Below are 22,268 nucleotides of genomic sequence, written 5' to 3'. Positions count from 1 at the left end.
AATAATTGGTAGGAAGATAATTTCTCTCTTCTCTTCCTATCACTGGTTGCTTGGCGAGTCACTGTCGCTGTTTGGTGAAACTGTGTTTCTATTCTCTCTCGAGATCATACCATTGATTAATATGAAGATATTGATTAATATTTAGATAATAATATTTATTTTATAGATTAATCTGTAGCGATATGGCTACAAAAAAAGAAGGAAAATCTCTCGGTGCAATATAAAAAATAAATCTGTTCAATAGGTTGAGTGATTTGGCATAGAAAATGCTCCTGAATATATGAAAAGATTCGCAAAATAGTTTTAGTGGTTTCTTTCAAGCTACATTGGTCTGAGTAAGCATGCTTGCCTAGATGCATTTTCTCAGTTGATTTTTGTAAGGTAAAAGTTGTCCATCGGGAAATCTCCGTCTTCTGCTCACGATTCCTGTGAGTATGGGTGACCGATCGAAATCGAATATCAACAGAAAGAAAAACTGGAGGTAATTGATATGTTATATTGGACATTGGTGTTCTTAGTTATCGCGATCGTAGCCGGGTTCTTAGGATTTGCCGGTTTGGCAGGATTGGCTGCGAGCGTTGCCAAGATCATTTTTGTTATTTTTCTTGTCGTGTTCGTGATTTCTTTGATTACCGGGCGGCGTCGCCCGTAGTTTCAAGTTTCACTACGAGTCAGTTGCAAAAGGAGGAATTGTGAAGAATCTGACGGTAACGCTTTTGGTCCTCGCTGGACTCCTGGGTTTGGCCGGATGCTCTGGTGTTGGTGAAGGGCCGGAGGGAGGGCATGACGTGTCTTGGTATTTGCATCATCAGAATCAGATGCAGAAGGAAAGTCATTGGTGTAAAGAGAGTGCAGATCGCTCCAAACTCACTTCCTGCAAAAATGTCAAGGAAGCGGAGAGCCAGGCACTGTCCTATAACGCCAAGAAAACTGTGCAGAGCGTCAAAAACGACTTGTAACCTGCATTGCAGTTTTTACGATGCAGAGGACGGCCTAGTGCGCGGTCCTCTGCATCGTGTGTTTTTTCGATGGTCGCGAAGTCATTGTCTTATTTTCCTAAAAGTGAGGGCATTGAGATATGTGAACTTCTCCAAATCCACAGTGAGTTCTATCTATGATTGCGCGTAGAAAAATTTTTCATATTTTTGTGGCAGCATTTTCTGAGATAGCAATTCTCAGTATTCCTGTCCTGATATACTTGTTTTTTATAATCATTAATGTATATGCTGGAAAAATTTCTGAGTTATCGTTAGAGATGTCTCTAATGTCTATTATTTATTATTCAGATTCGGTATTGGTGGCTAAGCGTATCGAGCATAATACCTGGAATCTGGCAATAAATGTTTGCTTGATTACGTTGATTATATTTTCATCCTCTTTGTTTACCTTGGAGCTTTTGGCAAATGGGACAAAGAATGCTGCGTTGATATTCAAAGGAGGTTCTGGTGCGTACAAAGATATGCAACTTGCTAATTACGCGCTGATTCTTTCAGGCTTCGTGACGAATTTGCTTCTGCGGTGGGTGGCCGATTTTCAACATGAACTACGTCGCATGGCAAAAACGTCAGAAAAGATCGGGTAGCGCACAGGTAGGTGGTAATCACTTTGTGTGCTCTGGCGCCGGGTCGCTCGAAGGGAGGATTTGCCGCCGTTGTTCGGTGAGGATTCGTTCCGCCTTCGCACCGAGATATACATAGACCGCCAAGGCTGCTAGCAGCATCGCGGTAGCGAGCAATAGCAGAACGGCCAGCCAGAGCTCTTGGGGATGGTCCAGGGCAAACTTGAAGACCAGCATCAGCCCCTCGATGGAAACTGCGATGGCAATGGCAGCTATAAAGCGCGTCAGGGTACGACGGGTGCTGCTGTGACGGCGTACATCTTTGCGTAACAGTACTTCTTCTTCGAGTATGGTCTTGGCGAGGTCAAAGACGGCCAGCGCCAGGGTGAAGAGGATGGTGGCCTGAAACGGTGCAGTGAAATCGCTCAAGGGATTTTGCCAGTGCCATAGGCCGCGGAGTGCGGCGAAGCCATGGATGCCCAAAGATGCACTCACGAGTAGCAAGCCGCACGAAAAGAGTGCGTAAAACGCCTTAAAAAAGGGCTCGAAGCTGCGTCGGGTATCGTCTTCCTGTAATAGTGAGAGCGCACGATCGAGCTCGCTGTCCCCTACCAACACGCCCAACAACTCGCCTGTATCGCGATAGATCGGGATGGCAACCGTGACGCAGAAGCGGCTGGTGGCCAAAGAAAGATAGGGTTCTGTAACGATAGGCGCGCCGGCGTTGCGCGCTGATCGGAAGTAGGGACGATGGCTGCGGTCGATGCCGTCGCCACCCCGGGCACTGTGCAGGCGCCGACAGACGACATTGTCTCCGAGTTGAACGCCCTTCGCATCCAGCAGATAGAGAAGGTCGAGGAACCCATGGCTGCGCATGACCTGCGCCAGGGTTCGCCTTCGTTCGGCAGCCGACTGTCGAAACAAGTGAGCACTGGCAACGCTTTCCACTGCGCCAACCATGAGCATGCGAAGCTCCCGCTGTGACTCGTGGAACTGCTCAAAGCGATTCATGGCCCGGACCTCCATGCAAGGACACCTGCAGACCAAGCAAGCAATGCGCCGAGACTTGGCACGCTTAGTGCTAGATACAGGATGATCATAGTCATGGTCACTCCTCCTCGAATGTCTCGGCGGCCCCGGCCGCCTTTTTTATTGCTCCGACGGCTCGAAAAGCCTGCCTTGTGCGTCCGCTTTGCACTATACTGGTGCGATGCTGCCACGGAACTGTGCAAAAAAAGGTAATTCTATTGGCATAGGCTTTGCACTATCTCGGCAAAGACGACATGGGACATTCTCGTGATTCCGATCAAACGTTCGAAGAAAAAAACTGCAAGCCCCGAACCAATGGCGATTCTTGATGGACTCGACGCCGCTGTACTACTGCTGTCCGCAGAGGATGAGGTGGAGTACCTCAATGCCAGCGCCGAGAATTTGCTGCGGGTGAGCGCCAGTGTCAGTCGCGGCAAAGCCCTGGAGTCGTTTTGCGCGACCGCAGAAGGAGAAAGCCTAAAAAGCATTTTGAGTGACGCACGGCGAGCCGGCACGATGGTAAGTCGCCATGCCGTGCCGCTGCGCGTGGCCGACGGTAGTCGGGCGGTCGTCGACCTTCTGTGTAGTGGGCTCAGCACGGGCAGCTCTTGGGTGCTGGAGCTGCGGCCGGTCGAGGCGTCCCTGCGCCGGGCGGAAGAGGAGATGCAGGACAAGGTCTTCGAGGCGGCGCAAGAAATGCTTGCTGGTCTGGCCCATGAAATTAAAAATCCGTTGGGCGGATTGCGGGGTGCGGCACAGCTCCTGGAGCGTGAACTGCCTTCCCCCGAGCTGCAAGAATATACCCGCATCATCCTGCATGAAGTGGATCGCCTACGGCGTCTGGTCGACCGGCTGCGTGGGGACAAAACCCAGCCGCAAAGGCGTATGGTCAATATCCATGAAGTCCTCGAGCATGTACGCCGCTTGTTGCAAGTCAATTTGCCAACCGGCGTCGCCTTGCGTTTCGATTATGATCTCTCCATACCCGAATTTGAGGCGGATCCCGAACAGCTGGTACAGGTGTTTCTGAATCTCCTGCGCAATGCCCGCCAGGCATTGGCCGGACAGGGGACGATCCTGATCCGCACGCGGGTCGAGCGCTTCATGAATTTGCAACAGCGTCTCTATCGTCTCGTATTGCGGGTGGATATCAGCGATGACGGACCGGGAATTCCGGAAGACCTGTTGCCGCGGATTTTTTTACCCTTGGTGACCAGTCGGGCGGAGGGTATGGGGATGGGCCTGGCCATTGTACAGAACCTCGTGCGCAGCCACGGGGGGACGGTTCATTGTCGTTCGCAACCCGGAGATACCGTATTTTCTGTGCGCCTGCCGCTGCCTGATGGGAGATTTTCATGAATTCTGCTGTTTGGGTGATCGATGATGACCCTTCCATTCGCTGGGTCCTGGAGAAGGCCCTGCAGAAGGCCGAGATTCCCGTCCGCAGCTTTGCCGATGCCGATCTCGCGCTACGTGCTATGGGGCGGGAACGTCCGGGGGCGGTGGTCAGCGACCTGCGCATGCCGGGCCTGGATGGATTGAGTTTTTTGCGGGAAATCCAGCAGCGTCACCCGCAACTGCCGGTCATCATCATTACTGCCCACTCGGATCTGGAAAACGCGGTGGCCGCCTTTCAGGGGGGCGCTTTCGAGTATCTGGCGAAGCCGTTTGACATCGACGATGCCGTGTCTTTGGTGCAACGTGCCCTCACGGTGGAAGGTCAGCAGGCGGCCCAAGAGGAATCGGGCTTCGACCGCCGGGACACGGAAATCATTGGCGAGTCGCCGGCGATGCAAGAGGTCTACCGTGCCATTGGGCGCCTCTCCCGCTCCAGTATCAACGTCCTGATACTGGGCGAATCTGGGTCAGGCAAGGAACTCGTAGCCCGGGCCCTGCACCGGCACAGCCCCCGAGTGGATGGCCCCTTCGTCGCCATCAATACGGCAGCAATCCCTGCCGAACTGCTCGAGTCCGAGCTCTTTGGCCATGAGAAAGGCGCCTTTACCGGGGCGGTGCAGGCACGGAAAGGCCGTTTTGAACAGGCGGCGGGTGGCACCCTGTTTTTGGACGAGATTGGCGATATGCCCGCTGCCTTGCAGACCCGTTTGTTGCGAGTGCTTTCCGACGGTACCTACTATCGGGTTGGTGGGCATGCACCCATTCGCGCCGATGTCCGCATTCTCGCTGCAACCCATCAGGATCTGCAGGCGAAGGTGCGCGATGGCAGTTTCCGCGAAGACCTCTATCATCGTCTCAACGTCATCTCCATTCACATCCCGCCACTGCGCGAGCGTCGCTCTGACATTCCGCGTCTGGCGCGTTTCTTTTTGCATCGGGCGGCGGAGAGCCTGGGGGTGGAAGGCAAGACACTCAGCCCAGAGGCAGAGGCGCGGATGGCCGCCTGGTCTTGGCCGGGCAATGTGCGCCAGCTCGAAAACAGCTGCCGCTGGATCACCGTGATGGCCCCTAGCCAGCGGGTGGAACTGAGCGATTTGCCACCGGAATTATTGCCAGCGGAAAGCGTGCGTGGGCAAGGCGATAGCAGGGAGTCCGACTCCGCCACGCCGGATGCCGGAGAAATGCCGGTTTCCGGAGATTGGCGCAGTTTGCTGCACCAAGAAGCCGCGGCGCGCCTGCAGGACGGCGACAACGCCGTACTCGACGCGCTATTGCCGGATTTTGAGCGGGTACTCCTGCAGGCGGCGTTGGATGCCAGCCATGGCCACAAACAGTTAGCAGCCGAGCGTTTGGGTTGGGGCCGCAACACCATCGCCCGTAAGATGCGGTCTCTCGGTATGGAATAACCCCGTCCACAAAAAAGCCCGGGCGAACCCGGGCCAATGACGACGGAGGTTGAAACGCAAATCAAAGACTATAGTACATCTGGTATTCGACGGGATGGGTGGTGACGCGCAGGGCCTGGACCTCGGCCCACTTCACTTCCAGGTAGCCTTCCAGCCATTCCGGGGTAAAGACCCCACCTTTCATCAGGAACTCATGATCGGCCTCCAGGGCGCGCAGGGCCTCTTCCAGCGAGGCCGCCACGCCAGGGATCTTCTCCTGCTCTTCGGCGGGCAGATCATAGAGGTTCTTGTCCATGGCATCGCCGGGATGGATCTTATTCTGGATGCCATCCAGGCCCGCCATCATCATCGCCGCAAAGGCCAGATAGGGATTGGCGGTGGAATCCGGGAAACGCACCTCGATGCGCCGCGCCTTGGGGTTGCTGACATAGGGGATACGAATCGAGGCCGAACGGTTCTTGGCCGAGTAGGCGAGCAGCACCGGCGCCTCGAAGTGGGGCACCAGACGCTTGTAGCTGTTGGTGCTGGGGTTGGTCAGGGCGTTGATGGCCTTGGCGTGCTTGATGATGCCGCCGATGTAGTACAGCGCCAGCTCCGACAGACCACCATAGGCGTCGCCGGTGAAGAGGTTCTTGCCATCCTTGGCCAGGGACTGATGCACGTGCATGCCGCTGCCATTGTCGCCGACGATGGGCTTGGGCATGAAGGTAGCGGTCTGCCCATAGGCCGCCGCGACGTTGTGCACCACGTATTTGAGAATCTGCACCTCATCGGCCTTGCGCGTCAGGGTGCTGAAGCCCACGCCGATCTCATGCTGCCCGGCGGTGGCCACCTCGTGATGGTGCACTTCGACGGTCAAGCCCATCTCCTCCAGGGCCAGACACATGGCCGAACGCAGATCCTGTGCCGAATCCACCGGCGGTACCGGAAAGTAGCCGCCCTTGACGCCCGGACGATGGCCCATGTTGCCCGATTCGTATTCCTTGCCGGAATTCCAGGCCGCCTCTTCGGCATCGACCTTATAGCCGCAGCCACTCATGTCGATGTGCCAGGTGACGGAATCGAAGACGAAGAATTCGTTCTCCGGCCCAAAGTAGGCGGTATCGGCAATGCCGGTGCTCTTCAGATACGCCTCGGCGCGCTTGGCCAGGCTGCGCGGATCGCGCTCATAGCCCTGGCCGGTGGCAGGCTCGATCACGTCGCAACGAATGATCAGGGTGACCTCGTCGGTGAAGGGATCGAGTACCGCCGAACCCGCCTCGGGCATGAGGATCATGTCGGACTCGTTAATGCCCTTCCAGCCGGTAATGGAGGAACCATCAAACATCTTGCCTTCGATAAAGGTCTTCTCTTCGATGGTGTGGGACGGCACCGAGACGTGCTGTTCCTTGCCCTTGGTGTCGGTAAAACGAAAATCAATGAACTTGACATCTTTTTCGGTGATCAGCGTTAGAACTTCTGCTGGGGTCATACCCATTTGTTGCACTCCTGCCTGTTATAGGAAACGCACTCGATAGGTAAGCAGGTTATGTGCCATCCACATCGCCGGTAAATCCGGGGGCGTAGACGCCAATGATGCACCTAAGCAGTGCGATGGAAGCTCCGTATGCACTATAAAAGTGCATTACGGTAGAATTCTGTCTCGATTCTGCCGTTTGTGTTCTTGTAACTATATGAAGTATATGTAGTTATCTAAGGTGGCACGGATTCTGCAACAGGGCATTCGCTTTTTTACCACCTACGAGGACAACCGTAATGAAAAAAACATGGATACTCTCCGCTGCCGTAGTTGCCGCTCTAGCCGCTCCCATGGCTGAGGCTTCTTTGACCCTGCCGAATCCCATCGAAGTTAGTGCTGGACCCCTAGGCAAGATTGGGGTGCAGGGCGTAGCGAGTGGAATGGCCTTCTGGCAGGACAATCCGCAGGGAGGGGCTGGCACCCTCGGGGCCAAGTATGCGGGCGCTACCATCACCAACGGTTCGGTAATTGTGCAGAAGAGCTCGGGCCTGTTGCAATTTTATGCCCAGGCGGGGGTCTACAGCTTTCCCACCCTGGCAGCGACCCTTACCGGCGCTAATCCCACTAGTACCATAAATGATTTCGGCGCCCTGCCCATTGCCTATCTGAAAATTGCGCCCAGCAGTGACTATTCGATAGAAATTGGTAAGCTCCCCACGCTGATTGGCGCCGAGGGCGGCTTTACTTATCAGAATATCAATATCGAACGCGGATTGCTTTGGGATATGGAGCCGATTGTCAGCCGCGGCATTCAATTCAATGCCAGTGCAGGCCCGCTGAGTGCTTCTCTATCGTGGAACGATGGTTATTATTCCAACCGCTATAATGTTCTAAGTGGATTGCTGACCTATACCATCAACAGCGCCAATACCTTGGCATTTTATGCCGACGGTCCACTCGGAAAAGTGCGAGAATCAGCGCCCAACATCGCTGCCTATAGCGCTTACGGTACGGTCAGCCAAATCTACGGTCTGATGTACACGTACAGTTCCGGACCGTGGACTGTCGAACCATATTTTCAGTACATGACCACGCCTAAGTCGGCGCGTTTGAGAATCGACAAGAGCTTTGACAACTACGGTGGATCGCTGCTGGTGAACTATGCCGTAGATTCCGATATCTCCCTGGCTGGCCGGGTGGAATACCTTGATGTGGGCGGCGTGCCGGGAGAAGGTCTGGAAAGCGTTGCTTCCTCGCTGACTGATCTTCCTGACGACTCCCATGCCTGGTCACTAACGGTAACCCCCACTTATCAATCGGGGGATTTCTTCGCCCGTGCGGAACTCTCCTACGTTACCGCCTCAACCCCTGCGGGTACCGGATTTGCAGGCCAGAATAGTCTGGCGACCAATCAGGTGCGCGGGATGGTCGAGACCGGCTTTCTTTTCTGATGGCAATCACAAGGGGGTAGAAGTATGAAACTGGTTACGGCAATCATCAAGCCGTTCAAACTGGATGACGTACGGGAGGCGCTCTCGGAAGTCGGCATTCAGGGCCTGACGGTAACGGAAGTCAAAGGATTTGGGCGGCAAAAAGGCCACACGGAACTGTATCGTGGTGCCGAATATGTGGTGGACTTTTTGCCCAAGGTTAAAATCGAGACGGTAATCAAGGACGAGTTCCTCGATATCGCGATAGAAGCAATCTCCAAAGGTGCGAAAACGGGCAAAATCGGCGATGGAAAGATTTTTATCTCCGAAGTAGTCCAGGCTATTCGCATCCGCACCGGCGAGAGTGGCGATGAGGCCCTCTAGTCCGGCGTACTGATAAACGTATCGTTTCAAAACACCGTTACAAAGGAGAAGTTTTATGTCTGTGTCCTGGCTGAATACCGGCGACAACGCGTGGCAGCTAACGGCAGCAACTATCGTTGGCTTGCAAAGCGTCCCCGGTCTCGTTGTCCTCTATGGCGGCATCGTCAAAAAGAAATGGGCCATCAACTCTGCTTTCATGGCCTTCTACGCCTTCGCGGCGGTGCTCATCGCCTGGGTTCTCTGGGCCTATAACATGGGTTTTGGTCACGAATGGTTCCCCTTCGTCGGTCTGCCCCATCCCATCATCAGCATGCAGGATGAATTGACCCAGGCATTGCTGCCGACATCGAATACCACCGCCAATTTCCCGATGTCGACGATGGTATATTTCCAGTTCGTCTTCGCGGCCATCACTTTGGTCATTATGGCGGGTGCCTTTCTGGGACGCATGAGCTTCAAGGCGTGGATGCTGTTTGTGCCGCTATGGTTGACCTTCTCGTACACCGTTGGCGCGTTCAGTCTTTGGGGCGGCGGTTTTCTTTCCACCTTGGGCGTGATCGACTACTCCGGTGGCTACGTGATCCATTTATCGGCGGGTATTGCCGGCTTTGTCGGTGCCGCCGTGATCGGTCCTCGTCTGGCTCGTGATCGCGAGAATTTCCAGCCCAACAATGTGCTCTTGATGCTCGTTGGCGCAGGCCTTTTGTGGCTGGGATGGAACGGCTTCAACGGCGGTGATCCCTATGCTGCCAGTCGTGATGCCGGTGCGGCAGTGCTGAACACCAATCTCACTACGGCAGTCAGCGTGATTGTCTGGACGATGATGGACATCTTCTACTTCAAGAAGCCATCGGTGATCGGGGCTGTGCAGGGTATGATCACCGGCTTGGTGGCCATCACCCCGGCGGCGGGTGTGGTGGATGGCTGGGGCGCGATCGCCATTGGTATTGCCTCTGGCATCATCCCTTGGATCAGCATGAATATCGTCGGCAAGACCGCCCTGTTCCGCAAGGTGGATGATACCCTAGGCGTCTTTCACACGCATGCGGTGGCAGGTGTGCTGGGTGGCATCATGACTGGCTTGCTCGCTACCAAAGAGGGTTGCGCAGCGTTTGGTCTCTCCAATCCTGGCGGTGCCATTGCTGGCAATTGGCATCAGGTCTGGTTGCAGATCATTGGAGCCGCCTTCATCATTGGCCTCAATATCGTGGTTACCTTTATTCTGCTCAAGCTGATCAGCTTGGTAACGCCGTTGCGCATGAGCGAAGAGGAATTGTTGATTGGTGATGATGCGGTGCATGGAGAGGAAGCCTACGCGTTCTACGGCGAAGGCGAGAGGCACCCGGTCTTGGGTGACTGATCTGGTCGTGCGGTAGCTGTTCAGCAGCGGCGGCCCTCGGGTCGCCGTTTGCTTTTGGGGCAGGAGGACTTTTGATGGCGACGATATTGGTTTTGCAACATCACCCAGACGAAGGGTTGGGTAGCCTGGCTCCGCTCCTTGCGAGCCTTGGCTATGCAACGGACCTGCGCGCGCTGGAGCGGGGCGACCGTGTGCCTAGCAGCCTGGCGTCGTATGTGGCCCTGATCGTCATGGGTGGTCCCATGAGCGTGCACGATGAAGCGGAATACCCCTGGTTGCGCGCCGAGAAGGCCTTGATTCGCTCGGCTGCGGCAGAACAGTTTCCGATCCTGGGGCATTGTTTGGGTGCGCAGCTCATCAGCGTGGCCTTGGGGGGCAGTGTGGAACGCAGCCCCTCCGGGCAAGAGCTTGGCTGGTGGCCGGTGCGCTTGTCGAAGGCCGGTCATGCTCTGTGGCCAGAACTGCCTGCCGAGTTCCCCCTGTTTCACTGGCATGGTGAGCATTGCGCGACGCTCCCGCCAGATGCGCAGGTACTCGCGTACAACGCTGCGACCCAAGTACAGGCATTTGCACTGGGTGATCGGATTCTGGCGCTACAGGCGCATCCTGAGGTGACGGCAGCGCAGGTACGTCGGTGGGTAGATAGCAATTCCGCTGGGCCGGCAGAGGAGGGTAGGTACCTACAAACTGCTGCCGAGATGCTCGCTGATCTCGACGCCAAAGCGGCGAGGCTTGCGGCCACCGCTGCGGCGCTGTACCGTCCTTGGCTAGCGCAGATCAAGAGACTAGGTTGATGGCCAACGCAATATCCTGGATACGAGTTACGGCAATCGTTCGCCCGCAGCGCATGGATCAGATCTGCGACGGTCTCGCGGAACTGGGGGTAGGTGGGGTAACGGTGAGCGAGGTGGAAGGTGTTGGGCAGCAGCGCGGCTACTCCACCCTGCGTAGTGGCGCCTGGTATCAGTCTGCCAGTCATCCCAAGGTACAGATCGAAACCATCGTCGCGGCCGACGATGCCGATCGCGTAGTGGCCTTGGTGACCAGCAACGCCGCTACTGGCGAAATGGGGGATGGCAAGATCTGGCTGGAGCCAGTCTTGCAGGTCGTCTCCATTCGCGAAGAAGACGGTAGTTAAGTCGTTACTTCACGATAGTTGCTTGCTGACGATGGCCTGCAGCCGCTCCGGCTGAAAGCGAGCCCAATACAGTCCCACGCTGCTGGTCGCTGCAAGCATCAGCAAAAAGACGATAACCGTCGCGCCAATGCTGCCGCCGGGGAAGGGTACCACCGTCCCGTAAAAGACCGCTCCGAGCAAAGGCAGACTGATCAGGGTGATCAGTAAGCTGATCCAGCGCAGCCCGGCGCCGCTGCGAAAAAGGTAGCGCAGCGCCGCCAGATTGCTCAACGCATAGAGCAAGACAAAACCGAGCGCGGTAAAGGTGCCGAAGATGTCGATCAAGTCGAGCACCGAACTATGGGTCAGCCAGAACAACAAAATGCTCGCCAGGACCAGGATGGCAAGGACCTGCAACGCACGAATCGGGGTGCCATAAGCAGGATGTCGCTGCGCCAGCATCTGCGGCAGAACGCGATGCTCGGCCATGCTCAGAAGGATGCGCGAGATACTATTGAAGGTGGCGATGCTTGCCGAAAAGGCAGCGCTGGCCATAGCCAGATCGACGAGCACTCCGAGCCAGGATTCCCCCATCGCGGTGGCGATGGCGTTCAACGGGGTCGAGGCATTTCCCAGGGGTTGCCCCAGTGCGTGAAAGGCCAGGGTTTCCGTATAGGCCAGAAAGACAAAAAAGATGGCGACCAGAATCACCGCCCAGCGCATGATGCCCGGTATGGCGCGTGGATGCTCGGCCTCCGCGGCCAGATTGCCGGCGGTCTCGAAGCCGCCGTAGGCAAGCAGGGATAGGACCAGGGCGCTGAGCAAGGAGGGAGTGTGCAGGTGGGAAAAGTGCCATTGCTGCGGGTCACTGATGCCAAAATGGCGCAGGGTGAGAATGGCGATGAGCAGGATGCCGGCGAGGGAGAACCATTCCACCCAGAGCCCCCAGCGCGCCGATATTTCCACCCCGCGGCGGGCCAGGGAAAAGGCAATGGCCAAGGTCGCGAGGGCGAAGAGGTCGAGAAGATTGGGGGCTGTCGGCCAGATGGCATGCAGAGCAGTATTGGCAAACAGGCCACAGAGTAGTGGTGCACCGAGCAAGGCGCCACCGTATCCGAAAATCATGGTAATCCCGGCGACCAAGCCCGCTACCGGATGCAGAGCCTGCGCCAGATAAAAAAACAGCGATCCCGGCGAAGGAAAGTGGCGTGCCAGAATGCCAAGCTGAATCGCCACCAGCCACATCACCATACCCACCAGGGCGTAAGCAAGCCAAGTGAAGGCGCCACCATGGGCGGCGACCAGGGCAATGGTCACCGCCGGCATGGCCGAAGGGGTGATGTTGGCCACCGCATGCCCCCAGACCTCGCGGGTGCTGACCCGCTGAGAAGGCGTTAGCACGTGGGATCAGTTGCCGGCGACGGTCATCTTGTCGATAAGGATGGATGGGCTGCCCGTGCCACCATGAATCAGCAGATCGCTGCCGACGGCGACGAAGCCCGCAAACATCTCTCGCAGATGGCCGGCAATGGTGATTTCCTCGACAGGATACTGGATCTCTCCATTTTCCACCCAAAAGCCGGCAGCGCCGCGGGAATAGTCCCCTGTCACCCCATTGACGCCAAAGCCGATCAGCTCCGTTACCAGCAGACCGCGTCCCATCTGCTGCAGGAGTGCCGCCAAGTCCTCGCTACCGGGAGCGAGGGTGAGGTTGTGGGCACCGCCCGCATTGCCCGTGCTTTGCAGTCCCAGCTTGCGGGCGCTGTATACGTCGAGCAGATAGGACTGCAAGACGCCGTCGTGGATCAGGTCCCGATTGTGGGTCGCAACCCCATCGCCATCAAAGCTGGCACTGGCCAAGCCTCGCCGTCGCAAGGGCTCCTCGTAGATCCGTATATGCGGGGGAAAGATCGTCTGCCCGAGACTGTCTTGCAGAAAACTGGCCTTGCGATAGAGACTGCCCCCGCTGATGGCCTGCGCAAAGTGCCCAAGCAGACTGGATGCCACCTGATTCTCGAAGAGAACCGGCACCGTGCAGGTACTGATTTTTCGTGCCCCGAGACGGCGCAGAGTGCGTTCGGCACAGATTCGACCAATCTCCTCGGGGCGGGCGACATCTTCGTGTCGCCGGGCCACATCGTACCAATAGTCCCTTTGCATGCCCTGTTCATCCTCGGCAATCACCGAGCAGGAAAGGCTGTGGCGAGACCCCCGGCTGACGCCGACAAAACCGAGACTGTTAGCGGAGACACTCATCCCCTCGCCGGTGCTGATGCTGCCGCCCTCTGAATTCTGGATGCGCGGGTCGGCGCTGCGCGCGGCCTCTTCGCACTGGCGAGCGATTTCCGCCGCGGTATCGGGATCGACGTCCCAAGGGTGATACAGGTCCAGATCGGGAAATTCCCTGGCGAGCAGGTCGGCATCCGCGAGACCCGAAAAAGGATCCGGTGCCGTGTGTCGGGCAATGTTGAGCGCCGCTTCCACCGTCTCCTTCAATGCCTGGGTGGAAAAATCAGAGCTTGAAGCAGAACCCTTACATTCACCGAGATATACGGTTACGCCTACACTCTTGTCCCGGTGGTACTCTACCGACTCTACCTCTCCTAGCCGCACGGTGAGCGACAGGCCCTTACCGGAGCTTGCGCCGACCTCCGTCGCGCTGGCACCCCGCGCCTTGGCAAGTTCCAGGCATTGCTGGGCTACCCGGGTCAGTTCCTGTTCTTCGCGCGATTTTTCTGAGCTCATGCTGTGCCACCTTTACTTGCCAAGCCACCATACTACCCGCTACCTGCCCCAAGGGGGAAGGTAGTTGCCTGTCCTCGGGGTCTACCGTCTCCGGCTGGGCGTCTCGGCCGACGTCTCGGCCGACGTTTCCCAGCTATCGTTAAAAGAGTAGGATAAGGACGTTTTTACCACAGGTGCAGAACTCATGACCGCACAGACCCTGTACGACAAGCTCTGGGAGCAGCATCGCATTCTCAGCGAGGAGGATGGTCGCACGTTGCTCTATATCGACCGCCATCTGTTGCACGAGGTGACCAGTCCGCAAGCCTTCTCCGGCCTGCGCGCAGCCGGACGCAAGCTATGGCGGGTGGATGCGAATATCGCCACCGCGGATCACAATGTGCCGACTACGGATCGTGCTGCCGGCATCGCCGACGCTACCTCGCGCCTGCAGGTCGAGACCCTGGACCGCAACTGTGTCGAATTTGGGGTGGAAGAGTACGGTATGCTCGACCGGCGGCAGGGGATCGTCCATGTGATTGCGCCGGAGCAGGGGCTGACTCTGCCCGGCATGACCGTGGTGTGCGGGGATTCGCACACTGCCACCCACGGCGCCCTTGGCGCGCTTGCCTTCGGTATCGGCACGACCGAGGTCGAGCATGTTCTCGCGACGCAGTGCCTGTGGGCACGCAAGTCCAAAAACATGCGGGTCTGGGTCGAGGGCACCTTGCCGCAGGGAGTGACAGCCAAGGATCTCGTCCTTGCCATCATCGGGCAGATCGGCACCGCCGGCGGTACCGGCCACGCCATCGAGTTTGCCGGGCCGGGGATCGAGGCGCTAAGTGTCGAAGGGCGGATGACGGTCTGCAATATGGCTATCGAAGCGGGTGCGCGATCCGGTATGGTAGCACCCGATGCCAAAACCTTTGCCTACCTGCAGGGACGCCCGCACGCCCCACAGGGCGACGACTGGGAGCGGGCGGTAGCGTTCTGGCAGACCCTGCACAGTGATAGTGACGCCCAGTTCGACCGGGAGATTCGCATCGACGCTAGCCAATTGCTGCCCCAGGTGACCTGGGGGACGAGCCCAGAGATGGTCTTATCCGTCGACGCGAAGGTTCCTGACCCGGCCGCTGCACCCGATCCCGTGCGCCGGGAGGCGTGGACGCGCGCCCTGGAGTACATGGGGCTGCAGGCCGGCACTCCAATCAGCGAGATTGCGGTCGACAAGGTTTTCATCGGCTCCTGTACCAATGCCCGAATAGAGGATCTGCGCGCCGCCGCCGAGATCGTGCGCGGCAAGCGCAAGGCGGACTCGGTGAAGGCCGTCCTGGTGGTGCCCGGTTCAGGCCTGGTCAAAGCGCAGGCAGAGAGCGAAGGGCTTGACCAGATCTTTCGGGATGCGGGTTTTGAATGGCGGGAACCAGGTTGCTCGATGTGCCTGGCGATGAATGCCGATCGCCTCGAGCCCGGCGAACGCTGTGCCGCCACCTCCAACCGCAATTTCGAGGGGCGACAGGGCGCCGGTGGTCGCACGCATCTGGTCAGCCCGGCCATGGCCGCTGCGGCAGCCATAGCCGGTCATTTTGTTGATCTTCGGCGGTGGCACGGATGAGCGCTCGCCTCTTTTTTCTGCGGGTGGCGCTACTCTTATTCAGTTGCGGTCTGACGGAGCTGGGCGCGCTTGCCGCCAGTCGCGCTGCGTCCAATCAACTGGCTGCCGTCGAATATGTCGTCCTCAAGCGCATGGAGAAATCCTGAGATGCAAGCCTTTACTACCCTCAATTCGGCGGTGATCCCTCTGGATCGCGCCAATGTCGATACCGATGCCATCATCCCCAAGCAGTTTCTCAAGACCATCGAGCGCCAGGGACTGGGCAAGTTCCTGTTTTTCGACTGGCGCTATCGCGCTGGCGATTTGACCGATCCCAATGCGGATTTCGTGCTCAACCGAGTCGATTTGCAGGGGGCACAGGTCCTTCTGGCACAGCAGAATTTTGGTTGTGGATCGAGTCGCGAGCATGCTCCCTGGGCACTTGCCGACTACGGTATCCGTGCGGTCATTGCGCCGAGTTTTGCCGATATCTTTGCTAACAATTGCGTGCAGAATGGCATCTTGCTGATCACGCTGCCGCAAGAAACGATCGACACACTGTTCCTTGCCGCGCGGGCTGCACCCCTGCAGGTGCACATCGATCTCGCCGCACAGGAGCTGCGCAGCGCCGATGGTCGGCGCTATGCCTTCGATATCGCTCCGGGAGCGAAACACAAGCTGCTCAACGGTCTCGACGACATTCAGATGACTCTGGCGCACGCCGACGTCATCCGCGCCTACGAGGCGGAGCGCAGTCGCCAGATGCCCTGGCTCTTTCGGGAGGTGCAACATGGATGAGCAGCAGGATTCCGGGCTGCCACCGCTTTCGCCGCATGCCCGCATCGTCGAAGGACAGACGCGGCGCGGAAAGCCCTGCCGCGTCGTGGATAATACAGGGACGGTAGTGGAAGCGGAGCTGCGCAAGCTCTTGCATGAGCTCATCGAACAGGATCATTTTCAGCCCCTGGGATTGAGTATGGCGGGGGCGAATTCCATCCGGATTGGCGGCCCGCAGACCGCCCACGTGCAGCTGGGAGACGACCTATTTCGCCTGATCGTGCTCGACTACGAGGCGCGCATAGAAGGTTTTTGAGAGTTCACTCAGGGCATCAGGCGGGTGATGCGCCAACCCTCTTCGTTGTGGGTGTAGACAAAGCGGTCATGGAGCCGGCTGCTGCGCCCTTGCCAGAACTCGAAGCGCTGTGGTGCCAGACGGTAGCCGCGCCAGGCAGGATTGCGCGGTACATCGCCGTCAGGATAGCGGGCCGCGAGCTCCGCCACTCTTGCTTCCAGATGGGCGCGATCGAGAATTTCCCGACTCTGTTCCGATGCGGCGGCAGCCAGGCGACTACCGACGGGCCGCTGCCGGAAATACCTTTCTGCATCGCTCTCGGGTAGCAGAGAGACCTCCCCCTGCAGCCGTAGCTGCCGGTCGAGCTCTGGCCAGTAGAAGGCCAGGGCCGCGCGGCCATTGGCGGCCAATTCCTGCCCTTTTTGGCTACGGCTATCGGTGTACCAGCAGACGCCGCGAGCGTCAAAATGCTTGAGAAGCACATAGCGCACGTTAGGGAATCCACCGCCATCGGCAGTAGCCAGGGCCATGGCGGTAGGGTCAAAGTTTCCAGCCCGTTCTGCTTCCTCTAGCCAGCGTTGCATCTGCACCCAGGGATCGGCATCGAGATCCGCCCGCGCCAGCGTGCCGGCGCGAAAATCCCGTCGCGTGGCGCGATGGTCGATTTCCCCTTCCACTGCTGGTCAGATCCTTACTGGGGCGCGTTACTGCGGCGGATGACGCCCTCGGGGCTGCCGAGCAGGACCACGTCGGCGCGACGCAGGGCAAAAATGCCATTGTCGAGTACACCCGGAATGCTGTTGATCTTGCTCTCCATGGCCACTGGGTCGCTGAGATCGAGGCCGACCACATCGAGGATGACATTGCCGTTGTCGCTGGTGAAGCTGTTGCGCAGGCTCGGATTGCCACCCAATTTTACCAGTTGCCGCGCAACAAAGCTGCGAGCGAAGGGCAGGACCTCGACCGGCAACGGGAAGCTACCGAGTTTTGCATGGTCTTTGGAGTGATCGGCGATGCAGACGAAGCGCCGGGCCGCCGAGGCAACGATCTTTTCGCGGGTGAGAGCGCCACCACCCCCTTTGATGAGGCGAAAGTGCGGATCGATTTCGTCGGCGCCGTCGACGTAGACCGGGATGTCGCCAGTGTCGTTGAGATCCAGAACGCGCAGACCCAGCGACTTGAGCCGCTCGGCAGTGCCTATGCTGGAGGGTACGTAGCCTTCAACGGAAATTTTTGCCCGACCGAGGGCGTCGATAAAGTGATTGCTGGTGGAACCGGTGCCGACTCCGACGACCATTCCTGGCTGAATGTAATCCAGCGCTGCCTCAGCAGCCATACGCTTTAATGCATCAGTATCCATGTTTGCTTCCCCTATGACGACGATTTTCCTCCAGACGTGCCAACAACGCCTGCGCCAGAGGGAGAGCAGAGGCGGGATTCTGGCCGCTGAACAGATCGCGATCGCGGACGACCTGCGCGTGCCACGGTGTTCCCGCTGTCACCTGGAATCCGCAGCTGCGCAACTCTTCTTCCAGATGAAACGGCCAACGCCCCGCGAGACTGGTCTGCTCTTCCTCGAGCTTCTGGAAACAGCTTACCTGAAAGCTGGCAAAAGGGCGATCTTGAGCAGGATCCGGGCGGGCGAGAAGGGCGGCGCTGCCGTGGCAGAGAGTGGCAACGGGGATTTTCCGCTGCCGGCATTCGCTCAGCAATTGTCCTACGGCAGCCGAATCGGGAAAGTCCATCAGCGGAGCATTGCCACCCGGAACAAAAACGCCGCGCAGGGCCGGCAGTAGCGGAAAAATGTGGGTAACGGAGAGTATGTCGGAAAGCGGCAGCCGAGCGGATTCGCGCTCCAGATGCCTTTGTTTGTTCTGGTCACCAGAGAGATTTTCGAGTAGTAGGCTCTGCGGATCGATTTGCGCCGGCCTGCCATCCGGGCTCAGAAACACGATAGGCCAACCCGCCCTGCGAAACTCTTGCCAGGGGAGAAGCAGTTCTTCCGCCCAGACGCCTGTCGCAATGGTGTCGCCATCCCGCAGGCGGAGAACCTGCGCGCTGCTGAGGAGGAAAGCGAGGAAAGGTTGGCTTGGCAACATGTGCAGAGAATAGCAGAAAATGTTCTCCAATAAAAAAACAAAGTTGTAGTTTTTGTCTTTACTGTCGCGAATACTGTAAACATAGATGTAAAGACAGAGTTTATCTTGGTGCCTTTCTTCTGGTCTATCGCTTTTGATTATTTAGGAAAATTAAATATAAGAAAACGCTAACATAATTATATGATGGTTTTTCTAAATTCAGCGCGCTAATCGATATTGCACGTACCCAAAAATATTTGAAGGCCTTTTCTATTGCTTCGTCGTTTTTAGTGGAATAACGTAGTGCCCGAAAAGAAGAGTTCTGTAAAAATATAATGTTGTATGAATATGGTGCTGACTTGCTGCGGGGGCCAAGCTCCCTGTCGGTCCGTACTGTGTTTTCTGGTTTGGCTCAGCGGGTAGGGCATTAAAGGGAGTGCCTCGACCCGCGGATGGGTTGCTGCAGGATACCGCGGTGGCAAAACGATACGGAACTAGGAATCCGTCAGGGAGAAAGTGGTTATGTTCAAAAAGCAAGCAAAACGACTGGCGTTATGGGGAGGTGGCACACTGGCAGCCGTATGGGCTGGCCTTGCCAATGCCGGTATTTTCTGGATCTTTGATCCGAAAGGTACGATGGCCGATACCAACCTGCATTACATGATCATCGATGTCGTCATCATGGGTGCCATTGTTGGTATTACGGCGCTGCTGGTGATCTGGTTCATGTGGAAATATTCCAAGGGCAAGAATCGTGGCAAGTACGATGCCCATTGGTCTCATTCTAATACGCTTGAGGTTCTGGTTTGGGGTATTCCGATCATTGCGGTCGGTTTCCTGGCATACTTTGCCGTCAAAGGTACCTTCGAAATCAATCCCTATAATCCTACCGTCATTACTAAGCACATGGCACCCAAGGGTGATCCGGTACATGTGGACGTTATCGCCACGGACTGGCAGTGGTTATTCATCTATCCGCAATATCATATGGCGGTGGCCAATGAATTGGTGTTGCCGGTGCATACGCCAGTCTTTTTCCGCCTCACCTCTACGGCGGTTACCTCGGGCTTCTTCATTCCGCAGCTCGTCGGCATGATCGACGTGATGCCTGGCATGCGCACCAAGAATGCGCTGGAAAGTGATCGCATCGGCGTTTATCAGGGAATTGCTTCGGACTATGCGGGTGCGGGTACCTCCTGGATGACCTTTCCGACCAAGATGGTCAGCAAGGAGGATTTCCAGAATTGGGTGAGCAAAGTACAGACTTCGCCGAAGACTATGACCTACGCCAGCTTCAATCGCTTTGCCGAGCCCTACATCAATGTCAATCATCGCGTGGTCTATTTCTCTAACGTGGAGAGTGGAATCTTTGACCATCTGATGATGGAAGTGATGCATGGCAAGACTTGGCCGTTGCCGCCGGCAATGACCGAAAACATGGTGGCTTACATGCAAAAGCAAGCCGCTGAGCATCGCGACTAGGAAAAAAGGAGAGGTGACGCAAATGCTCGTTCAAGTACCGGGAGGGTGGAACCCTCTACTAGGGAGACTGGCAATCGACCAGATCCCCTATACCAATCCGATTCTCGCGCCGCTCTTCGTGGCCGTGGTTATCGGCGGAATCATCCTGTTGGGCCTCATCACGTACTACCAGAAATGGGGCTATCTCTGGAAAGAGTGGCTGACCACCGTTGACCACAAGAAACTGGGGGTGATGTACATCATCCTCGGTCTCGTCATGCTCTTTCGCGGCTTCATCGATGGCCTGATGATTCGTACTCAGCAGGTTTGGGCCAATGGTCCCCAGTCCTCCGGCGTCTTCGGTGCCGTGCATGGATATCTGACGCCCTTCCATTTTGGGCAGGTATACAGCGCCCACGGCCTGATCATGATTCTCTTGGCCGCGACCCCGCTGCTGGTGGGCTTCATGAACATCATCGTGCCTCTCCAGGTTGGGGCGCGGGATATGGCCTATCCCTATCTCAACGCCCTTGGGCTGTGGATTACCGCGGCGGCCGTTGCCTTGATCATGATTTCCCTTTTCGTGGGTGATTTTGCGCACAACGGCTGGTTTGGCTATGCGCCCATTTTTGAACTGCAGTATAGCCCTGGCGTGGGTGTGGATTACTGGATCTGGACCCTGGAGCTGACGGCACTCGGTACCACCCTCGGTGGCATCAATCTGATCGCCACCATCGTCAAGATGCGGGCGCCGGGCATGACTTGGTTCCGCCTGCCGATCTTCACCTGGGCGAGCCTGTCGGCCAACATTATTGCGTTGACCTCCTTTCCCGCCTTGCAGGTGGCCCTCTTCCTGGTCGCCTGCGATCGCTATTTTGGTTCGCACTTCTTTACGGCGGGCTTCGGCGGCAACCTGATGTTGTATACCAACCTGTTCTGGCTTTGGGGGCATCCCGAAGTGTACTTCGTGATTCTGCCTGCCTTTGGCATGATGTCAGAGATCTTTCCGGCATTCTCCGAAAAGCCGCTTTTTGGTTACATCACCATGGTGGCAGCGAGCTTCGCTATTGCCGGGGTATCCTGGCTGGTCTGGTTGCACCATTTTTTCACCATGGGTGCGGGACCGGAAGTGAACAGCTTCTTTAGTGTGGCAACCATGCTGGTTGGTATTCCCACCGGTGTGAAGGTATTCAACTGGGCCTTCACCATGTACCGCGGACGTATTACCTACACCGCCGCGATGCTCTGGGCCATCGGCGCGTTGTTCCTGCTCCTGGTGGGCGGTTTGACTGGTATGATGCTGGCCATTCCGGCAATCAACTACATGGTGCACAACAGCGTCTTCGTGATTGCCCACTTCCACTCGATGTTGCTGGTGATCGTTTACGCCATTTTTGGCTCGGTACTCTTTTGGTTCCCCAAGGTCTTCGGGTTCAAACTCGATGAATTCTGGGCCAAGACCATGTTCTGGCTCTTCAGTGCCGGTACGGTGCTGGTCTTCGTGCCGATGTACATGCTCGGCTTCATGGGACAGACCCGTCGTCTGGATTATGTGTTCAATACTGCCTGGCATCCCTATCTGGTGACCGAGGAAATCGGCATCGCGGTGTACTGCCTCTCGGTGGCCGCGTTCTTCGTGCTGCTCTATGTCAGCATCCGCGATCGGGTGAAGAACCGCGTTGGGCAGGATGCGTGGGGTACGTCACGCTCCCTGGAGTGGCTGACCCACTCGCCCGTGCCGTTTTACAACTTTGCGGTGACCCCACACGTCAACGCCCGTGATGAACTAGCCTGGCGTCGTCATAACGGCATCAATGAGGCGCAACCGACCCAGTACGTCGATATCCACATGCCGAACAATACCGGCGTGGCGATTTACATTGGTGCGTTGACCTTCGTGCTGGGCTTTGCTCTGACCTGGCGGGTATGGTGGCTCTGTCTGCTCAGTCTGGTAGCCATCATCGTGCTGATGATCGTGCGTTCCTGGCGCGGTGATCCGGGCTACATCATCACGGCTGCCGAGCTGGAGAAGATGGAGCGTGAGGCCATGCAGCGTCAGCAGCAGGTGGAAGGACACTTGCCACATCATGGCGGGCACGCGGTTCCTAGCGGGGCGATGGCCTATGAGGGCCAGAAAGTAAGCCCATTGGGTACGCCGCCAAGCTCCGGCGATCACCACTAAGGATTGCGGGCGTGGC

At 57.2% G+C, this 22,268-nt stretch carries 23 protein-coding genes; 16 read left to right on the top strand and 7 right to left on the bottom strand.

Annotated features, from left to right (window positions below; all coding sequences use genetic code 11):
* The first annotated feature begins 490 nt into the window (after positions 1 to 490).
* The 3 genes from MQE22_RS09535 (at position 491) to MQE22_RS09525 (ending at position 1,582) form a co-directional block, all read left to right on the top strand.
* Positions 491 to 652: a DUF1328 domain-containing protein gene (locus tag MQE22_RS09535; protein WP_215870844.1), complete on the top strand. Its 162-nt coding sequence runs from the start codon at positions 491 to 493 to the stop codon at positions 650 to 652.
* Between the two features lie 40 nt (positions 653 to 692).
* Positions 693 to 959, top strand: a complete 267-nt coding sequence (locus MQE22_RS09530; RefSeq protein ID WP_215870845.1) for an EexN family lipoprotein — start codon at positions 693 to 695, stop codon at positions 957 to 959.
* A 155-nt stretch (positions 960 to 1,114) separates the two neighbouring features.
* Positions 1,115 to 1,582 carry a hypothetical protein gene (locus MQE22_RS09525; protein WP_215870846.1) on the top strand — a complete coding sequence of 156 codons (468 nt, stop codon included), beginning with the start codon at positions 1,115 to 1,117 and terminating at the stop codon, positions 1,580 to 1,582.
* Positions 1,583 to 1,600: 18 nt separating this feature from the next.
* Here the strand turns inward: MQE22_RS09525 and MQE22_RS09520 are convergent, their stop codons facing one another.
* On the bottom strand, positions 1,601 to 2,569 hold the full coding sequence (locus MQE22_RS09520) for a PDC sensor domain-containing protein (RefSeq protein WP_215870847.1): 969 nt from the start codon (positions 2,567 to 2,569) through the stop codon (positions 1,601 to 1,603).
* 285 nt (positions 2,570 to 2,854) lie between these two features.
* Here MQE22_RS09520 and glnL point away from each other — a divergent pair, with 285 nt between their 5' ends.
* Together glnL and ntrC are read left to right on the top strand one after the other, a co-directional pair.
* Complete coding sequence (gene glnL / locus MQE22_RS09515) at positions 2,855 to 3,946, top strand: nitrogen regulation protein NR(II) (protein WP_255789682.1); 1,092 nt, start codon at positions 2,855 to 2,857, stop codon at positions 3,944 to 3,946.
* Positions 3,943 to 5,391, top strand: a complete 1,449-nt coding sequence (ntrC, locus tag MQE22_RS09510) for a nitrogen regulation protein NR(I) (RefSeq protein ID WP_255789681.1) — start codon at positions 3,943 to 3,945, stop codon at positions 5,389 to 5,391. Before glnL ends, ntrC begins: the two co-directional genes overlap by 4 nt.
* Before the next feature lie 61 nt (positions 5,392 to 5,452).
* Here the strand turns inward: ntrC and glnA are convergent, their stop codons facing one another.
* Positions 5,453 to 6,868 (bottom strand): glutamate--ammonia ligase, encoded by a 1,416-nt coding sequence (gene glnA, locus MQE22_RS09505; protein WP_255789680.1) that lies wholly within the window; start codon positions 6,866 to 6,868, stop codon positions 5,453 to 5,455.
* 278 nt (positions 6,869 to 7,146) lie between these two features.
* Between glnA and MQE22_RS09500 the strand changes: the two genes are divergently transcribed.
* The 5 genes from MQE22_RS09500 to MQE22_RS09480 all read left to right on the top strand — a co-directional run bounded on the left by MQE22_RS09500 (position 7,147) and on the right by MQE22_RS09480 (position 11,162).
* Entirely contained in the window at positions 7,147 to 8,301 is a 1,155-nt protein-coding gene (locus MQE22_RS09500) for an outer membrane beta-barrel protein (protein WP_215873193.1), read from the top strand.
* A 24-nt stretch (positions 8,302 to 8,325) separates the two neighbouring features.
* Positions 8,326 to 8,664 carry a P-II family nitrogen regulator gene (gene glnK / locus MQE22_RS09495; protein ID WP_215873194.1) on the top strand — a complete coding sequence of 113 codons (339 nt, stop codon included), beginning with the start codon at positions 8,326 to 8,328 and terminating at the stop codon, positions 8,662 to 8,664.
* A gap of 55 nt (positions 8,665 to 8,719) precedes the next feature.
* The gene (locus MQE22_RS09490; RefSeq protein WP_215873195.1) at positions 8,720 to 10,024 is read left to right on the top strand and encodes an ammonium transporter; all 1,305 of its coding nucleotides are present in this window, start codon (positions 8,720 to 8,722) and stop codon (positions 10,022 to 10,024) included.
* A 74-nt stretch (positions 10,025 to 10,098) separates the two neighbouring features.
* Complete coding sequence (locus MQE22_RS09485) at positions 10,099 to 10,818, top strand: type 1 glutamine amidotransferase (RefSeq protein WP_215873196.1); 720 nt, start codon at positions 10,099 to 10,101, stop codon at positions 10,816 to 10,818.
* Complete coding sequence (locus tag MQE22_RS09480) at positions 10,818 to 11,162, top strand: P-II family nitrogen regulator (protein WP_215873197.1); 345 nt, start codon at positions 10,818 to 10,820, stop codon at positions 11,160 to 11,162. Before MQE22_RS09485 ends, MQE22_RS09480 begins: the two co-directional genes overlap by 1 nt.
* A 9-nt stretch (positions 11,163 to 11,171) precedes the next feature.
* Here the strand turns inward: MQE22_RS09480 and MQE22_RS09475 are convergent, their stop codons facing one another.
* Complete coding sequence (locus tag MQE22_RS09475) at positions 11,172 to 12,542, bottom strand: APC family permease (RefSeq protein ID WP_255789679.1); 1,371 nt, start codon at positions 12,540 to 12,542, stop codon at positions 11,172 to 11,174.
* A 6-nt stretch (positions 12,543 to 12,548) separates the two neighbouring features.
* Complete coding sequence (gene pmbA, locus MQE22_RS09470) at positions 12,549 to 13,886, bottom strand: metalloprotease PmbA (RefSeq protein WP_215873198.1); 1,338 nt, start codon at positions 13,884 to 13,886, stop codon at positions 12,549 to 12,551.
* 184 nt (positions 13,887 to 14,070) lie between these two features.
* On the opposite strand from pmbA, the gene leuC reads away from it, so the two are divergent.
* Genes leuC through MQE22_RS09450 form a run of 4 tightly spaced genes read left to right on the top strand, consistent with a single transcriptional unit; the run spans position 14,071 to position 16,552 of the window.
* A complete protein-coding gene (gene leuC / locus MQE22_RS09465) occupies positions 14,071 to 15,480 on the top strand; it encodes a 3-isopropylmalate dehydratase large subunit (protein WP_215873199.1) in 1,410 nt (469 codons plus the stop codon).
* A complete protein-coding gene (locus MQE22_RS09460) occupies positions 15,477 to 15,626 on the top strand; it encodes a hypothetical protein (protein ID WP_215873200.1) in 150 nt (49 codons plus the stop codon). Before leuC ends, MQE22_RS09460 begins: the two co-directional genes overlap by 4 nt.
* A gap of 1 nt (position 15,627) precedes the next feature.
* Positions 15,628 to 16,257, top strand: coding sequence for a 3-isopropylmalate dehydratase small subunit (gene leuD, locus MQE22_RS09455; protein WP_215873201.1), 630 nt, complete (start codon positions 15,628 to 15,630; stop codon positions 16,255 to 16,257).
* Positions 16,250 to 16,552, top strand: a complete 303-nt coding sequence (locus MQE22_RS09450) for a hypothetical protein (RefSeq protein ID WP_215873202.1) — start codon at positions 16,250 to 16,252, stop codon at positions 16,550 to 16,552. The genes leuD and MQE22_RS09450 overlap by 8 nt, the downstream gene beginning before the upstream one ends.
* 8 nt (positions 16,553 to 16,560) lie before the next feature.
* On the opposite strand, the gene pdxH is transcribed toward MQE22_RS09450, so the two are convergent.
* From pdxH to MQE22_RS09435, 3 genes are read right to left on the bottom strand one after another with little or no spacing between them, the layout of a single operon-like run.
* Entirely contained in the window at positions 16,561 to 17,208 is a 648-nt protein-coding gene (pdxH, locus tag MQE22_RS09445) for a pyridoxamine 5'-phosphate oxidase (RefSeq protein WP_215873203.1), read from the bottom strand.
* Positions 17,209 to 17,222: 14 nt separating this feature from the next.
* Complete coding sequence (gene rpiA, locus MQE22_RS09440; RefSeq protein ID WP_215873204.1) at positions 17,223 to 17,891, bottom strand: ribose-5-phosphate isomerase RpiA; 669 nt, start codon at positions 17,889 to 17,891, stop codon at positions 17,223 to 17,225.
* Positions 17,881 to 18,630: a DJ-1/PfpI family protein gene (locus tag MQE22_RS09435; protein ID WP_226827416.1), complete on the bottom strand. Its 750-nt coding sequence runs from the start codon at positions 18,628 to 18,630 to the stop codon at positions 17,881 to 17,883. The genes rpiA and MQE22_RS09435 overlap by 11 nt, the downstream gene beginning before the upstream one ends.
* A 501-nt stretch (positions 18,631 to 19,131) precedes the next feature.
* On the opposite strand from MQE22_RS09435, the gene MQE22_RS09430 reads away from it, so the two are divergent.
* Together MQE22_RS09430 and MQE22_RS09425 are read left to right on the top strand one after the other, a co-directional pair.
* Complete coding sequence (locus MQE22_RS09430; RefSeq protein WP_215873205.1) at positions 19,132 to 20,091, top strand: ubiquinol oxidase subunit II; 960 nt, start codon at positions 19,132 to 19,134, stop codon at positions 20,089 to 20,091.
* A gap of 22 nt (positions 20,092 to 20,113) precedes the next feature.
* Positions 20,114 to 22,252: a cbb3-type cytochrome c oxidase subunit I gene (locus MQE22_RS09425; RefSeq protein WP_215873206.1), complete on the top strand. Its 2,139-nt coding sequence runs from the start codon at positions 20,114 to 20,116 to the stop codon at positions 22,250 to 22,252.
* Positions 22,253 to 22,268: the final 16 nt, after the last annotated feature.

Source organism: Acidithiobacillus sp. YTS05 (assembly GCF_024396695.1).
GTDB classification, from domain to species: Bacteria; Pseudomonadota; Gammaproteobacteria; order Acidithiobacillales; family Acidithiobacillaceae; genus Igneacidithiobacillus; species Igneacidithiobacillus copahuensis.
The sequence above is the reverse complement of the archived record's forward strand: the minus strand, read 5'-3'. Positions and strand labels throughout refer to the sequence as shown.

Bases quoted from the DNA above. Each gene is read 5' to 3' on its own strand.
- MQE22_RS09535 (WP_215870844.1), top strand. From the start codon at position 491: ATGTTATATTGGACATTGGTGTTCTTAGTTATCGCGATCGTAGCCGGG.
- MQE22_RS09525 (WP_215870846.1), top strand. From the start codon at position 1,115: ATGATTGCGCGTAGAAAAATTTTTCATATTTTTGTGGCAGCATTTTCT.
- MQE22_RS09520 (WP_215870847.1), bottom strand. From the start codon at position 2,569: ATGAATCGCTTTGAGCAGTTCCACGAGTCACAGCGGGAGCTTCGCATG.
- ntrC (WP_255789681.1), top strand. From the start codon at position 3,943: ATGAATTCTGCTGTTTGGGTGATCGATGATGACCCTTCCATTCGCTGG.
- glnA (WP_255789680.1), bottom strand. From the start codon at position 6,868: ATGGGTATGACCCCAGCAGAAGTTCTAACGCTGATCACCGAAAAAGAT.
- MQE22_RS09500 (WP_215873193.1), top strand. From the start codon at position 7,147: ATGAAAAAAACATGGATACTCTCCGCTGCCGTAGTTGCCGCTCTAGCC.
- glnK (WP_215873194.1), top strand. From the start codon at position 8,326: ATGAAACTGGTTACGGCAATCATCAAGCCGTTCAAACTGGATGACGTA.
- MQE22_RS09490 (WP_215873195.1), top strand. From the start codon at position 8,720: ATGTCTGTGTCCTGGCTGAATACCGGCGACAACGCGTGGCAGCTAACG.
- MQE22_RS09485 (WP_215873196.1), top strand. From the start codon at position 10,099: ATGGCGACGATATTGGTTTTGCAACATCACCCAGACGAAGGGTTGGGT.
- MQE22_RS09480 (WP_215873197.1), top strand. From the start codon at position 10,818: ATGGCCAACGCAATATCCTGGATACGAGTTACGGCAATCGTTCGCCCG.
- pmbA (WP_215873198.1), bottom strand. From the start codon at position 13,886: ATGAGCTCAGAAAAATCGCGCGAAGAACAGGAACTGACCCGGGTAGCC.
- leuC (WP_215873199.1), top strand. From the start codon at position 14,071: ATGACCGCACAGACCCTGTACGACAAGCTCTGGGAGCAGCATCGCATT.
- MQE22_RS09460 (WP_215873200.1), top strand. From the start codon at position 15,477: ATGAGCGCTCGCCTCTTTTTTCTGCGGGTGGCGCTACTCTTATTCAGT.
- leuD (WP_215873201.1), top strand. From the start codon at position 15,628: ATGCAAGCCTTTACTACCCTCAATTCGGCGGTGATCCCTCTGGATCGC.
- MQE22_RS09450 (WP_215873202.1), top strand. From the start codon at position 16,250: ATGGATGAGCAGCAGGATTCCGGGCTGCCACCGCTTTCGCCGCATGCC.
- rpiA (WP_215873204.1), bottom strand. From the start codon at position 17,891: ATGGATACTGATGCATTAAAGCGTATGGCTGCTGAGGCAGCGCTGGAT.
- MQE22_RS09435 (WP_226827416.1), bottom strand. From the start codon at position 18,630: ATGTTGCCAAGCCAACCTTTCCTCGCTTTCCTCCTCAGCAGCGCGCAG.
- MQE22_RS09430 (WP_215873205.1), top strand. From the start codon at position 19,132: ATGTTCAAAAAGCAAGCAAAACGACTGGCGTTATGGGGAGGTGGCACA.
- MQE22_RS09425 (WP_215873206.1), top strand. From the start codon at position 20,114: ATGCTCGTTCAAGTACCGGGAGGGTGGAACCCTCTACTAGGGAGACTG.